Below are 12651 nucleotides of genomic sequence, written 5' to 3' on the forward strand. Positions count from 1 at the left end.
AAGTCTCCCTCGATCGCGCCGACCATGACTTAATACGTACGCCTCCGACCGTGCGGAGCGGCAGCGATCGCCCGATGGAGCGACCTTGCGTAGCCGCACTCTCGGCTCAATCCAGTTTCGCGGGGCACCGCCGACCCGCCATGTGCGAATCACTCGTCAAAGAAGCCCTTCGAATGCGGTGTCCATAATCTGGGCTGTAACCGGGTCGACTAACTCTGCCGTGACGACGTAGCTCCGACGCGTTACCTGCTCATCGGCGTGTCCGAGCATCCGCAGGCTTGGCCTTCCGTGCGGACGAGAGCGAGTTCTGTACTCGAACAGCCTGCAGGATCCGGTTACAGCGCATCACCGACAGATCACGCAACCGCAGATTCCCGCACTGCGGGACGATGACGTTGTCGATACAGGACCTGTATGTCTCGAGCGTCGAATCCTCCACAGCCCCTCCGCCGACTTCTCGAGCACGAAGACCGCGCACGCCTCAGCGATCGTCGACTCCCCGCTCAGCACAGGCCCAAGAGTGTGAAAGCGAATCCGTTCCGCCTGCGTCTCGAGAGCAGCGCCGGCCTCGGCCTCCGTCGCACCCGAGGCCTTCAACCTGCGCAAGACGCCCATCTCGTCTCGCATCCTCGCGGCCGCCTGCACCGCGCCACTCGCGAGCACGGCAAACCCGATCACCCCGAGCTCGCCGGGTGCCAACCTGGCCCTACACATCCTGACCAGGTTTCACGCTCGTGGCCGGAGGATCAACACCAATTCTGTCCGTCGTCATCTGCCGAGCATTGGCCCGATCATCGGAGGCGGAACGTAGCAACCCTGCCTGAAACCGTAAGGAGTCGAACCAGCCCGGGCCTTCACGTACCGGTCACGCCACGGCCGCGGTTCAGAGCACTGAATCCGCCCTGAAAAGACCCCATGCCAGTGATCAGCGTCGAAACCGTGGACTAGATGAAACAAAAACCCCAGATGAACGGGGGTTTTACTTTGCTGGGGTACCTGGACTCGAACCAAGAACAACTGAACCAGAATCAGCCGTGTTGCCAATTACACCATACCCCATTGGTCTACCCCTAAGGGCGGACCACGAGTCGGAGTCGATCCCGACCGGTGCCACCTGGGCGGCACGAGGGACCACTTTACCGGACGCGGGGCATGGCGGCCAAAACGTCGATCGATCGCGTGCGCATTACCATTGAACGTCATCGCCCGGCGGGTCTACCGTGAGCCCATGACCCAGGAGGATGCCGCCGCAACCGACGGCTTGCACGGCCGCTTCGACGAGCTGGTCACCGAGTTCATCGGCCGCGACGGGATCATGCCTCCCGGCGCGACGCAAGGATTCGGCAACAGCTCGCTGCGGGTCGACGGGCACATCTTCGCGATGCTCGTGCGCGGTCGCCTCGTCGTCAAGCTTCCGGCGGCGCGGGTGAGCGATCTGGTCGACGCGGGTGAGGGCATCCGCTTCGACGCGAACAAGGGCACGCCAATGAAGGAGTGGCTCGCGCTCGACCCCCATTCCGGGCTCGACTGGGAGCAGCTCGCCGACGAGGCCTACCGCTACGTCGGGCGCCGCCTCGAGTAGGGCCGCTACTCGCCGCGAAGCCCGAGCAGGCGCTCCAGCCGCGCGAGCGTCTCGGTCTTGCCGAGAATCTCCATCGACTCGAACAGCGGCGGCGACACCCGGCGACCGCTCACGCCAACCCGCAGCGGTCCGAACGCGACGCGCGGCTTCAAGCCGAGAACCTCGATGAGCGCCGCACGCAGCGTGACCTCGATGCCCTCGTGCGTCCACAGGTGCTCACCGAGCCGCTCCAAGGCTGAGATCGACTCGCGCAGCACCTCGACCGTGTTGTCGGGCAGACCCGCGAGGGCGTCGTCCTCGTAGCGCAGCGCCGCGGCATCCGTGAACAGGAATCCCAGCATTCCAGGCGTCTCCCCCAGCAACTGCACACGCTCCTGCACGAGCGGGGCAGCGGCATCCAGAACCGCCAGCTGCCGATCGCTGAGCGGTTCCGACAGGATGCCCGCCTCGACGAGGTAGGGAATCGTGCGCTGAGCGAAATCGGCGGTCTCGAGCAGGCGGATGTGGTCAGCGTTGATCGCCTCCGCCTTCTTCAGGTCGAATCTCGCCGGATTCGGGTTCACATCGGCGACGTCGAACTTCTCGACCATCTCGTCGAGGGTGAAGACATCCCGGTCGTGCGAGTAGCCCCAGCCGAGCAGCGCGAGGTAGTTGTCGAGACCTTCGGGGATGAAACCGCGCTCCCTGTGGTGGAACAGGTTGGACTCCGGGTCGCGCTTCGACAGCTTCTTGTTGCCCTCACCGAGCACCGACGGAAGGTGACCGAACTGCGGGATGAAGTCGGCTACACCGATGTCGATGAGCGCGCGGTACAGCGCGATCTGCCGTGCGGTCGATGGCAGCAGGTCCTCGCCACGCAGCACGTGGGTGACCCGCATGAGCGCGTCGTCGACCGGGTTCACGAACGTGTAGAGCGGCTGCCCGTTGGGACGCACGACCACGAAGTCGCTGAACGAGCCAGCCGGGAACGTGATCGGGCCGCGCACCAGGTCATCGAACCCGAGCTCGGTGTCCGGCACGCGCAGGCGCAAGGCCGGCTGACGGCCCTCGGCACGGAACGCCTCGAGCTGCTCCGGGGTGTGCTCGCGGTCGCCGTTGTCATAGCCGTGCTGCTTCGGACGCCCGGCGGCGACGTTGCGCGCCTCGATCTCTTCCGGCGTCGAGTAGCTCTCGTAGACGTGCCCGGAATCGATCAGACGGTCCAGAACGGCTGCATAGATCTCGCTGCGCTGCGACTGGCGGTACGGCCCGTCGGGACCGCCGGTCACGACCCCCTCGTCCCAGTCGATCTTCAGCCAGGTGAGGGCGTCGAGAAGCTGCTCGTAGCTCTCCTCCGAGTCGCGCGCGGCATCCGTGTCTTCGATCCGGAAGATGAGCTTGCCGCCGGTGTGTCTTGCATACGCCCAGTTGAAGAGCGCCGTGCGGATCAGACCGACGTGAGGTGTTCCGGTGGGCGACGGACAGAAGCGCACGCGCACATCGGTTCCGGTGGCGGTGCTGAACGGATACGCGGCCGGTGAGGAGGTCTCGGACATCGTCCTCAAGTCTACGGGCGGCGAGATGCTCAGCCGGCGGGCGCGAGAGACCAGGCTGCGGCATCCAGTTCGAGGATCGCCGATACCGTGGCAGCGATCGCCGGCACCTGGTCGCTGCCCGGCGCGCCGACCAGGTGGATCGTACGCCGGTCGCGGTTCGCTGTGGGCCTGATCACGACGTCGGCGGGCAGTGCGGAGACGGCGAGCGCCAGCGACGGCATGAGCGCCACGCCGAGTCCCGCCGAGACCATGCCGAGCACGGCCGTGAAGTTGTCCGTCTCGTACGAGATGGCGGGACGGAAACCCGACGTCTCGGCGAGCTGCAACAAATGCCCGCGGCACCGCGGGCATCCGGCGATCCAGTTCTCGTCGCACAACGCTGCGAGGTCGACGGCATCGGTCTCAGAGGCCGGATGCCCGGAAGGCAGCACCACCATCACCTCGTCGTGCCACAGCGGCACGACGACGAGCCCCCTGGCGCCCTCCGCGTGCGGATCGACGCGGTCGCCCGGATAGGCGAACGTGATCGCGAGGTCGGCGCGCTGGGCCCGAACGGCCTCCACCGCTTCCGGCGGCTCAGCCTCGAGGTACCCGACTCCGATGCCGGGATGCGTCGCCTGCAGGCTCCGCAGCACCTGCGGAACCAGGGTGGACGACGCGGTGGGAAACGCGGCGAGCCGCACCCGCCCGGCGCGCAGCCCCGACAGTTCGGCCAGCTCGCCCGCGGCGGCGTCGAGTGCCGTCGTGATCGTGCGGGCGTGCCGGGCGAGAACACGTCCCGCCTCCGTCAGGCGCACACCCCTGCCGGAGCGGACGATGAGCGGCATACCGATGCGCGCCTCTGCGCGGCGCAAGTGCTGGCTCAACGCCGGCTGACTGTACCCGAGCGCGCCCGCCGCAGCAGTGATCGAGCCGTGCTCGACGATGGCGCGGATGATGCGCAGCGTGTGGGCATCGAGTTCCAGCGACGCGGCATCCTGTTGCAGGGTCATGAGCGAAGCATAATCGTACGTTATGGGAGTGATCGAACACCTGCGATTGTGCAATGACTGTGCATCGCTCAGGCTCAAAAGGTGCTTGAACACTTCCGCACCGAATTCGACGGCGCAGGCGCCGGCTACCTGGCGGCCTGCACCGGGGGCCTGCCTGCCGCGTGCTCGATGGACGCCCTCCGCCACGACCTCGAGCTCTGGCGCGCCGGCACCGCCAGTCCCGCACACTACGACGAATCCGTCGCGCGTTCGAGAGCAGCCTTCGCTCGCATCGCCGGTGTCGACGTCGACCGCGTGGCCATAGGCTCGCAGAGCTCGGTCTTCGCCGGCATGATCGCGGCATCCGTTCCTGACGGGGCCGAGGTGCTCTGCGTCGACGGCGACTTCAGCTCCATCGTCTTCCCGTTCCTGCAGCACGAGCGCCGGGGCGTTCGCGTGCGACACGTTCCCCTGTCGGCGCTGTCCGATGCGATTTCCCACGATACGTGGCTGGTCGTCTACTCCCTCGTGCAGTCCGCGACGGGCGAGATCGCGGATGCCACGAGCATCCGTTCCGTCGCCTCTCGCGTCGGCGCACGCGTACTCTGCGACACCACGCAGGCAGCAGGCTGGTTGCCGCTGGTGCCAGAGACAGCGGATGCCACGATCTGCCACGCCTACAAGTGGCTCTGCGCGCCGCGCGGAGTGTGCTTCTTCACGGTGACACCCGACTTCGCGGATGAGCTGATCCCGCTGCACGCCGGATGGTACGCGGGCGAAGACCCGTGGACCTCCTGCTATGGGCCGTCAGCTCCCCTGGCCGGTTCAGCCCGGCGGTTCGACGTGTCGCCGGCGTGGCAGGCGGTCGCCGGTGCCGCCCCCGCACTTGAGTTGTTCGCGGATGCGGACATGCGCGCGGTCCGGGAACACGACGTCGAGCTCGCGGACGCCTTCGCCGCCGGCCTCCGGCTCGAGAGCCGTGGCAGCGCCATCGTCACCTGGAAAGACGCCATGGGCGCCGATCTGCGAGCCCTGACCGAGGCGGGGATCGTGGCGTCGGGCCGGGCCGGCCGAGCACGGGTCGCGTTCCACGTGTGGAACGACGAGAGCGATGTGGACCGCGCCCTTCGCGCGCTGGGTCGGCTGGCTGGAAAGCGCGAAACAGTGCCGGCCGGAGTCAGCGCTGGATCTCGACGAGCAGTACCCACGCATTGAGCATCGAGCTCGCCAGCACAGCCACGATCGCCGCTGCGAGCAGAGCCAAGGCCACGGTGTTGCCCGCGATCATGAACGCGCCCCCGAGAACGGCGAGCACGACCGGCACGATGCACAGCGCGCCGATGAAGGCGATCGACGACGCTGAGCGCCGATACGACGAGTCGGTCGCCATGCGCAGAATCATGACCACCGGCGGAACGAGTCCGATGAGGCTCGCAACGAGGATCTCCATGCCGAGTGCGATGTCGGGCTGGTGCGGGATGAGCGAGAGCACCGCGATCACTAGGATCAGCACCATGGAGCTGACCGTCGTCGCCGCGCGTGACGGGAGCGACGAAGACGCGAGGATCTCCTTGATGGTCACGCTCATCGCCACGATGATGAGACCGGCCAGCGCCGCGGCCGCTCCCGCGATGGCGACGAAGAACTCTCCCCAGTCTTCGGTCATGGCCGCAGTCTAGGGGGCGCCAGGCGAGTTTCGACGGGCTCAGCCAACGGACGAGCTCGACCCGCTGGTATCTAACCCTTCGTGCGCACCGGGTTCGAGAGCGTGCCGATGCCGCTCACGGTGACATCCACCCGGTCGCCCGCCGTCAACGGACCGACACCCGCTGGGGTTCCGGTCATGATCACGTCACCGGGCAGCAGGGTCCATACGCTCGACGCGTAGGCGACGAGTTCCGGTATGCCGTGCATCAGGTCGGAGATGCGGCCGGACTGTCGCGCGTCCCCGTTCACCCGCGTCTCGATGGTCGCGGATGCCGCGTCGAACTCGGTCTCGATCACGGGCCCGAGCGGGCAGAATGTGTCGAACCCCTTGCCGCGCGCCCACTGACCGTCTTTGCGCTGCAGGTCGCGCGCGGTGACGTCGTTGCCCGCGGTGTAGCCGAAAACGTAGTCGAGCGCATTCTGCGGCGAGACATCCTTCGCGATCCTGCCGATCACGGCAACGAGCTCGCCTTCGTGCTCGACCCGCTCGGACTGCGGCGGAAGCACGATGGCGTCGTCCGGTCCGATCACCGACGTGTTCGGCTTGAGGAACATGAGCGGTTCGGCGGGCGGCTCCGAGCCCATCTCCTCGGCGTGCTCACGGTAGTTGCGTCCGATGCCGATGACCTTCGACCGCGGGAGTACGGGAGCCAGCAGCGTGGCATCCGCCAGCTTCACCCGCTCCCCCGTCGTGTCGTAGCCGGCGTACATCGGGTCGCCTGCGAGTACGACCCACTCCCGTTCATCCTCGTCGAGGATGCCGAACGAGAGCGTGCCTGCGTGACTGAAACGTGCGATCTTCACTCGGGCGTCAGCCGTCCATCCGGGTGAGCCAGCCGTGCCGGTCCTCTGCGCGCCCGTACTGGATGTCCGTGAGCTCCTGCCTCAGTGACATCGTCAGCTCGCCGGCAGGGGCATCGGCGGAGCCGATGGTGAAGTCGCGCGCCTTCAGCTGCGCGATCGGTGTCACCACCGCTGCCGTTCCGCAGGCGAAGACCTCGACGATGTCACCGGATGCCTCACCTGCGCGCCACTCGTCGATGGACACCGGACGCTGCTCGACACGGTGTCCGCGGTCTCGAGCCAGCTGCAGGATCGACTCCAGCGTGATGCCCTCGAGAATCGAGTCGGACGCCGGCGTGACCAGCGTGCCGTCCCGATACACGAGCACGACGTTCATGCCGCCGAGCTCCTCGAGGAACTTGCCCTCGACGGAGTCGAGGAACAGCACCTGCGCACATCCGTGCTCGTACGCCTCGGACTGAGGCAGCAGGCTGGCCGCGTAGTTGCCGCCCGTCTTCGCCGCGCCCGTGCCGCCGACCCCGGCCCGCGAGAACTCGTCGGAGAGCCAGATCGAGACCGGCGCGATGCCGCCCTTGAAGTAGGCCCCGGCAGGGCTGGCGATCACGTAGAACGCGACCTTGTCGGCCGGCCGCACGCCGAGGAACGCCTCCTTGGCGAACATGAACGGACGGATGTAAAGGCTCGTCTCCGGGGCGGAGGGCACCCAGTCGCCGTCCACGGCGATGAGTTGCCGGATGGCCTCGACGAAGTGCTCGGTGGGCAGTTCGGGCAGGGCCAGCCGGTGAGCCGAGCGCTGCATGCGGCGCGCGTTCGCCTCCGGACGGAACGTCCAGATCGAGCCGTCTGCGTGCCGGTACGCCTTGAGCCCCTCGAAGACCTCCTGCGCATAGTGCAGCACGGCGGCGGACGGCTCCAGCTGGATGGGGCCGTAAGGGCTGACCCGCGGCCGATGCCAGCCGCCCTTCGCCGACCAGCAGATGTCGACCATGTGGTCGGTGAAGTGCTGCCCGAAGCCCGGGTCGGTCAGAATCTGCTCCCGCTCCACCGTGCTGCGCGGCGCCGGGTTCGGCGTCACCTGCCACGTGAGCGGCGTGATGTCAGTGAGCGGAATGGTCATCGGTGATCCCCTTTGAGGTCGGTCGATGCGCCGTGCGTGAGCGCCGCGCATCGAGAACAGATTACGTCAGCGGCCCGAGCGTCCGGAGGGACGTATCCAGGGCGATCAGCCCGCCAGCCGAGCAACGATCGCGTCGCCGATCTCGGACGTGCTCCGCTGCGTCGACCGCTCGGCGAGGTCGGCCGTCACGGCCGCGCGAACGCGGCCTGCGGCATCCTCGTGACCGAGGTGGTCGAGCAGTAGAGCGACGGAGAGGATGGCGGCGGTGGGGTCTGCCTTGCCCTCTCCGGCGATGTCGGGTGCCGAGCCGTGAACGGGCTCGAACATACTCGGGAACGCGCCGTCCGGGTTGATGTTGCCGGATGCCGCGAGACCGATACCACCGCTGATCGCGGCCGCGAGATCGGTCAGGATGTCGCCGAAGAGGTTGTCCGTGACGATGACATCGAATCTAGCAGGATCGGTGACCAGGAAGATCGTCGCCGCGTCGACGTGCAGATAGTCGACCGCGACATCCGGATGCTCGGCGGCCAGCTCGTCGACGATGCGCTTCCACAGGCCGCCCGCGTGCACCAGCACGTTGGTCTTGTGCACGAGCGTGAGCCGCTTGCGCCGCTTCTCAGCCTGTTCGAACGCGTAGCGCACGACGCGCTCGACGCCGAAGGCGGTGTTCACCGACACCTCGTTCGCAATCTCGTTCGGCGTTCCGACGCGGATGGCGCCGCCGTTGCCGACGTACGGTCCCTCCGTCCCTTCGCGTACCACCACGAAGTCGACGTCTCCGGGGTCGCTCAGCGGGCTCGTCACGCCTGGCATGATCGCGGTCGGGCGCAGGTTGACGTAGTGGTCGAGCGCGAACCGCAGCTTGAGCAGCAGACCGCGTTCGATGTTCGCACCGGCCAGCCTCGGGTCGCCCGGCTTTCCACCCACGGCGCCGAGCAGGATCGCGTCGTGCCCGGCAATCGCCGCGAGATCGCCGTCGGTGAGCACATCGCCGGTGGCGAGGTAGCGCGCCGCGCCGAGCTCGAAATAGGTCTTCTCGAAGACGACGTCGGCCGGATCCACGACGGCATCAAGCACCTTGACTGCCTCGGCGACGACCTCGGGACCGATGCCGTCACCCGGGATGACGGCGAGAGTGACCTGACGGGACATGGGACTCCTTCTCGCGGGATCGGCTGCGCCGTCACGACGCGCCGCAGCGCTCGGCACACCGTTCTGGGATACCACCAGCGTATCGGTGGCCGGGCGCGCCCCTACACCATCCCGACTTCCCGGTCGATCCCTTCCGGTCGGGGCCAAGGGCTTCCTAACGTCAAGCTGTCGCGATCCGCGTGCACACGGCGCCCACGTCGTGGGCGGACGCGAGAACGGAGCAAAGGAGGAGCATCATGAGTATTGGAGGCGGGATCTTCCTCATCGTGATCGGCGCCATCCTCGCTTTCGCGCTGAACGTCAACGTCGGATGGATCGACCTGCACATGGTGGGTTACATCTGCCTGATCGCTGGCATCATCATCACGATCATCGGCATCATCCTGATCACCCGCAGACGCACCTCGAGAATCACCAGGAACACGACGATCGACCCGAGCACCGGACAACGGGTGGACAGCACCCGTCGCGACGACCCCGGCGACGACTACTGACACACACGTGACGATCGCCGGCGCCGCAGTCCAGGCGCCGGTGATCGTCGCCGTCCTTGCTACGACTCGGTGATGTCGATGGCCTGCATCACGTCGGCGTCGATCGCCGCACGCACGGTCTCGAGGATGCCCTCTGGCACCGGCGAGTCCACCGTCAACACGCTGAGCGCCTTGCCACCTGCTGTGGTGCGTGCGATCTGCATGCCGGCGATGTTGATGCCGGCCTCTCCGAATTCGCGACCGTACACGGCGACGATGCCGGGACGGTCGTCGTACACCATGACGATGAGGTGCTCGGCGAGAGGGACTTCCACGTCGTATCCGTCGATGCCGACGATCTTCTCGATCTGCTTCGGGCCGGTGAGCGTTCCCGAGACCGAGACCTGCGACCCGTCGGCGAGCGCACCCCGCAGGGTCAGCACGTTGCGGTAGTCCTCGCTCACGGCATCCGTGAGCAGGCGCACCTCGATGCCGCGTTGCTCCGCAAGGAGCGGCGCGTTCACGTAGGAGACGTTCTCGCTGACGATGTTGGTGAAGATGCCCTTCAGCGCGGCGAGTTTGAGCACGCTGACGTCGTAGTCGACCAGCTCGCCGCGGATCTCGACGTCGACGCTCGTGATCGGGCTGTTCTTGGCCAGTCCGCTGAACACCTGGCCCAGCTTCTCGAGCAGAGGGATGCCGGGGCGCACGTAGGGGTCGATCACGCCACCGGCCACGTTGACCGCGTCGGGCACGAGTTCGCCGGAGAGCGCAAGGCGCACCGACCGCGCGACCGAGACGCCGGCCTTCTCCTGCGCCTCTGCGGTCGACGCGCCGAGGTGCGGTGTGACCACGACGTTGTCGAGCTTCAGCAACGGCGACTCCAACGGGGGCTCCGTGCTGAACACGTCGAGGCCGGCGCCGGCGATCGTGCCGCTGGTCAGGGCGCGGTAGAGGGCATCCTCATCGATGAGGCCGCCGCGTGCGACGTTGACGATGTAGGCGCTCTTCTTCATGAGCGCGAGCTGGTCGTCGCCGATCATGCCGATCGTCTCCGGCGTCTTCGGCATGTGGATGGTGATGAAGTCCGCGCGCTGCAACAGTTCGTCGAGACCCACCAGCTGCACGCCGAGCTGCTGCGCCCGGGCGGACGTGACATACGGGTCGTACGCGATGACCGACGTGCCGAACGCCTGCAGACGGGCGGTGATCAGCGCACCGATACGGCCGAGACCGATGATGCCGATCGTCTTCTCGTACAGCTCGGTTCCGGTGTACTTCGAGCGCTTCCACTCCCCGCCCGTGAGCGACGCGTTTCCGGCCGGAATGTAGCGGGCGAGCGAGAGGATGTGCCCGATCGTGAGCTCGGCGGCCGAGATGATGTTAGAGGTGGGCGCGTTGACCACCATGACACCCGCCTCGGTGGCCGCCTTGATGTCCACATTGTCGAGTCCGACCCCGGCGCGCGCCACCACCTTCAGGTTCGGTGCGTGGGCCACGGCTTCGGCGTCGATCTTCGTCGCCGACCGGATGAGCACGGCGTCGGCGTCGGTGAGCGCCTCCAGGAGCGCAGGCCGGTCGGTGCCGTCGACCGAGCGGATCTCGAAGTCGGGCCCGAGGGCCTCGACGGTCGCAGGCGAGAGTTCTTCGGCGATCAGTACGACCGGTTTCGACACGAAAGGGACCCTTCGACGAGAGTGTGCGGATTCAGGTGTGGGCGGACGCGCCCGCACGCCACGGCCATCGGGGCGCAGGTCACCTCAACACTAATGGGCGCCAGATGCGCCAGCGCGCACATGAGCGCTCGGCCTGCTGGACGGCTTCGTGAAACGGCCCGCCCTGCTGGGCCGGAATTGGACCGGTGCCCACGGGCTCTCGCCCGTAGCCTTTCTGCGGAACATGACGATTTGTGAAGGGGCCTCGATGCGCATCCTCCTGGCCGGCGGCGCCGGTGCTATCGGACGGCAGCTCACACCGGCTCTCGCCGCCGCCGGGCACCAGGTGTGGGCGACCAGCCGCTCCGCCGCGAAGGCGCGCACGTTGGAGGCGGACGGAGCGCATCCGCTCGTGATGGATGTCTACGTACCTGACTCCGTCGAGGCCGCGTTCGAGAGCGCACGGCCGGATGCCGTCATCCATCAGCTCACCGACCTCTCGGCTTACGACCTGGGCGCCAACTCCAGGATCAGGATCGAGGGGACGCGCATCCTCGTCGACGCTGCGAAGCGGCACGGCGTGGGCCGCATGGTCGCGCAGAGCATCAGCTGGGTGGTGCCGGACGGCGACGCGCTCGCGACCGAGAGCGAGCCTTTCCGGAAGGGACTGATGCCGGGCGTCGCGGAGCTCGAGAGCGCCGTGCTCGAGTTGCCGGAAGGCGTCGTTCTGCGATTCGGCCAGTTCTACGGGCCTGGAACGTGGCGCAGCTCGCGTGCTGCGGAATCCGAGGCCACCCTCGAACGTGCGCTGGCGCCCATGACCGAGGTGGGAAGTTTCGTCCACGTCGCTGATGCGGCGTCCGCGACCGTGCTCGCCCTCGGCTGGCCGCACGGCGTTGTGAACATCGTCGACGACGAGCCGGCGCGCGCCAACGAGTGGATGCCTGTGCTCGCCGCCGCGCTCGGCACGACTCCCCCGCCGGTCCCGGCCGGTCTGCCGCACGGTCGCCCGTCTCGAACGCGCTCGCCCGCGAGCGCGGCTGGACGCCGCGTTTCCCCTCCTGGCGCGAGGGCTTCGTCGCCCTAGACAGCGGCGTCACGGCGGAGGGCACCAAGGGCACTGGCGGAACCGCAGACCGGACCCGGCCATAACGGAGCGACGTATGACCCGCTGGATCGTCCGTGCCGTCGAACCGCACGACCACGACAGGCGGCCCGAGCTCTTCGCGGCGTATCGCGACTTCTACAAACTGGCGACCGACAACGTGCTCGACACGGTGTGGGGATGGCTGACGGATTCCTCGCACGAGGTCCGCGGAATGTTGGCAGAGAATCCGTCAGACGGCACAGTCGCCGGCATCGCGCACTACCGCACCTTCGCCCGCTCCGGCACGGCGGGTACTGGACTCTTTCTCGACGATCTCTTCACCGACCCGGTTGCGAGGGGCAGGGTGCGGGCCGGGCGCTCATCGAGGGTGTTGTGGAGCGGACCCGGGCGCATGGCACGACGAAGCTGCGCTGGATCTCAGCACCGGGCAACGCGATTGCACGCCGTCTCTACGACAGTGTCGCCTCGGTGCGCTGGATGGTCTACGACCTCGACCCGTAGACCAGGTAGGCGCCGAGGTCGGTTTTGCCGCGACGAGAACAGG

12 protein-coding genes and 1 tRNA gene are annotated in these 12651 nt (G+C 67.4%); 5 read left to right on the forward strand and 8 right to left on the reverse strand.

What is annotated here, in order from left to right:
• Positions 1–987: 987 nt before the first annotated feature.
• Positions 988–1059, reverse strand: a tRNA-Gln gene (locus ACYVI5_RS10325).
• A 169-nt stretch (positions 1060–1228) separates the two neighbouring features.
• Between ACYVI5_RS10325 and ACYVI5_RS10330 the strand changes: the two genes are divergently transcribed.
• A complete protein-coding gene (locus tag ACYVI5_RS10330) occupies positions 1229–1582 on the forward strand; it encodes a hypothetical protein (RefSeq protein WP_460580098.1) in 354 nt (117 codons plus the stop codon).
• 5 nt (positions 1583–1587) lie between these two features.
• Here the strand turns inward: ACYVI5_RS10330 and gltX are convergent, their stop codons facing one another.
• Together gltX and ACYVI5_RS10340 are read right to left on the reverse strand one after the other, a co-directional pair.
• Positions 1588–3117 carry a glutamate--tRNA ligase gene (gene gltX, locus ACYVI5_RS10335; protein WP_460580099.1) on the reverse strand — a complete coding sequence of 510 codons (1530 nt, stop codon included), beginning with the start codon at positions 3115–3117 and terminating at the stop codon, positions 1588–1590.
• 29 nt (positions 3118–3146) lie between these two features.
• Positions 3147–4109, reverse strand: a complete 963-nt coding sequence (locus ACYVI5_RS10340) for a LysR family transcriptional regulator (protein ID WP_460580100.1) — start codon at positions 4107–4109, stop codon at positions 3147–3149.
• An 81-nt stretch (positions 4110–4190) separates the two neighbouring features.
• Between ACYVI5_RS10340 and ACYVI5_RS10345 the strand changes: the two genes are divergently transcribed.
• On the forward strand, positions 4191–5303 hold the full coding sequence (locus ACYVI5_RS10345; RefSeq protein WP_460580101.1) for an aminotransferase class V-fold PLP-dependent enzyme: 1113 nt from the start codon (positions 4191–4193) through the stop codon (positions 5301–5303).
• On the opposite strand, the gene ACYVI5_RS10350 is transcribed toward ACYVI5_RS10345, so the two are convergent.
• The 4 genes from ACYVI5_RS10350 to ACYVI5_RS10365 form a co-directional block, all read right to left on the reverse strand.
• Positions 5266–5754 carry a hypothetical protein gene (locus ACYVI5_RS10350; RefSeq protein WP_460535977.1) on the reverse strand — a complete coding sequence of 163 codons (489 nt, stop codon included), beginning with the start codon at positions 5752–5754 and terminating at the stop codon, positions 5266–5268. The genes ACYVI5_RS10345 and ACYVI5_RS10350 overlap by 38 nt on opposite strands.
• A gap of 71 nt (positions 5755–5825) precedes the next feature.
• Positions 5826–6599, reverse strand: a complete 774-nt coding sequence (locus ACYVI5_RS10355) for a fumarylacetoacetate hydrolase family protein (RefSeq protein ID WP_460580102.1) — start codon at positions 6597–6599, stop codon at positions 5826–5828.
• A gap of 7 nt (positions 6600–6606) precedes the next feature.
• Complete coding sequence (locus tag ACYVI5_RS10360) at positions 6607–7716, reverse strand: branched-chain amino acid transaminase (protein ID WP_460580103.1); 1110 nt, start codon at positions 7714–7716, stop codon at positions 6607–6609.
• Positions 7717–7821: 105 nt separating this feature from the next.
• The gene (locus tag ACYVI5_RS10365) at positions 7822–8871 is read right to left on the reverse strand and encodes a 3-isopropylmalate dehydrogenase (RefSeq protein WP_460535971.1); all 1050 of its coding nucleotides are present in this window, start codon (positions 8869–8871) and stop codon (positions 7822–7824) included.
• 236 nt (positions 8872–9107) lie between these two features.
• Here ACYVI5_RS10365 and ACYVI5_RS10370 point away from each other — a divergent pair, with 236 nt between their 5' ends.
• Positions 9108–9365 (forward strand): DUF6458 family protein, encoded by a 258-nt coding sequence (locus ACYVI5_RS10370; RefSeq protein WP_460580104.1) that lies wholly within the window; start codon positions 9108–9110, stop codon positions 9363–9365.
• A gap of 59 nt (positions 9366–9424) precedes the next feature.
• Here ACYVI5_RS10370 and serA read toward each other — a convergent pair whose 3' ends face one another.
• Positions 9425–11020, reverse strand: coding sequence for a Rossmann-fold NAD(P)-binding domain-containing protein (serA, locus tag ACYVI5_RS10375; RefSeq protein WP_460580105.1), 1596 nt, complete (start codon positions 11018–11020; stop codon positions 9425–9427).
• A 247-nt stretch (positions 11021–11267) separates the two neighbouring features.
• Between serA and ACYVI5_RS10380 the strand changes: the two genes are divergently transcribed.
• Positions 11268–12086 carry an NAD-dependent epimerase/dehydratase family protein gene (locus tag ACYVI5_RS10380; protein WP_460580106.1) on the forward strand — a complete coding sequence of 273 codons (819 nt, stop codon included), beginning with the start codon at positions 11268–11270 and terminating at the stop codon, positions 12084–12086.
• Between the two features lie 198 nt (positions 12087–12284).
• Positions 12285–12608, forward strand: a complete 324-nt coding sequence (locus ACYVI5_RS10385; RefSeq protein WP_460580107.1) for a GNAT family N-acetyltransferase — start codon at positions 12285–12287, stop codon at positions 12606–12608.
• Positions 12609–12651: the final 43 nt, after the last annotated feature.

The sequence above is a fragment of the Humibacter ginsengisoli genome (assembly GCF_054780095.1).

Excerpts from the sequence above, each read along its gene's own strand:
- ACYVI5_RS10330 (WP_460580098.1), top strand. The coding sequence starts at position 1,229 with ATGACCCAGGAGGATGCCGCCGCAACCGACGGCTTGCACGGCCGCTTC.
- gltX (WP_460580099.1), bottom strand. The coding sequence starts at position 3,117 with ATGTCCGAGACCTCCTCACCGGCCGCGTATCCGTTCAGCACCGCCACC.
- ACYVI5_RS10340 (WP_460580100.1), bottom strand. The coding sequence starts at position 4,109 with ATGACCCTGCAACAGGATGCCGCGTCGCTGGAACTCGATGCCCACACG.
- ACYVI5_RS10350 (WP_460535977.1), bottom strand. The coding sequence starts at position 5,754 with ATGACCGAAGACTGGGGAGAGTTCTTCGTCGCCATCGCGGGAGCGGCC.
- ACYVI5_RS10360 (WP_460580103.1), bottom strand. The coding sequence starts at position 7,716 with ATGACCATTCCGCTCACTGACATCACGCCGCTCACGTGGCAGGTGACG.
- ACYVI5_RS10365 (WP_460535971.1), bottom strand. The coding sequence starts at position 8,871 with ATGTCCCGTCAGGTCACTCTCGCCGTCATCCCGGGTGACGGCATCGGT.
- ACYVI5_RS10370 (WP_460580104.1), top strand. The coding sequence starts at position 9,108 with ATGAGTATTGGAGGCGGGATCTTCCTCATCGTGATCGGCGCCATCCTC.
- ACYVI5_RS10380 (WP_460580106.1), top strand. The coding sequence starts at position 11,268 with ATGCGCATCCTCCTGGCCGGCGGCGCCGGTGCTATCGGACGGCAGCTC.
- ACYVI5_RS10385 (WP_460580107.1), top strand. The coding sequence starts at position 12,285 with ATGGCTGACGGATTCCTCGCACGAGGTCCGCGGAATGTTGGCAGAGAA.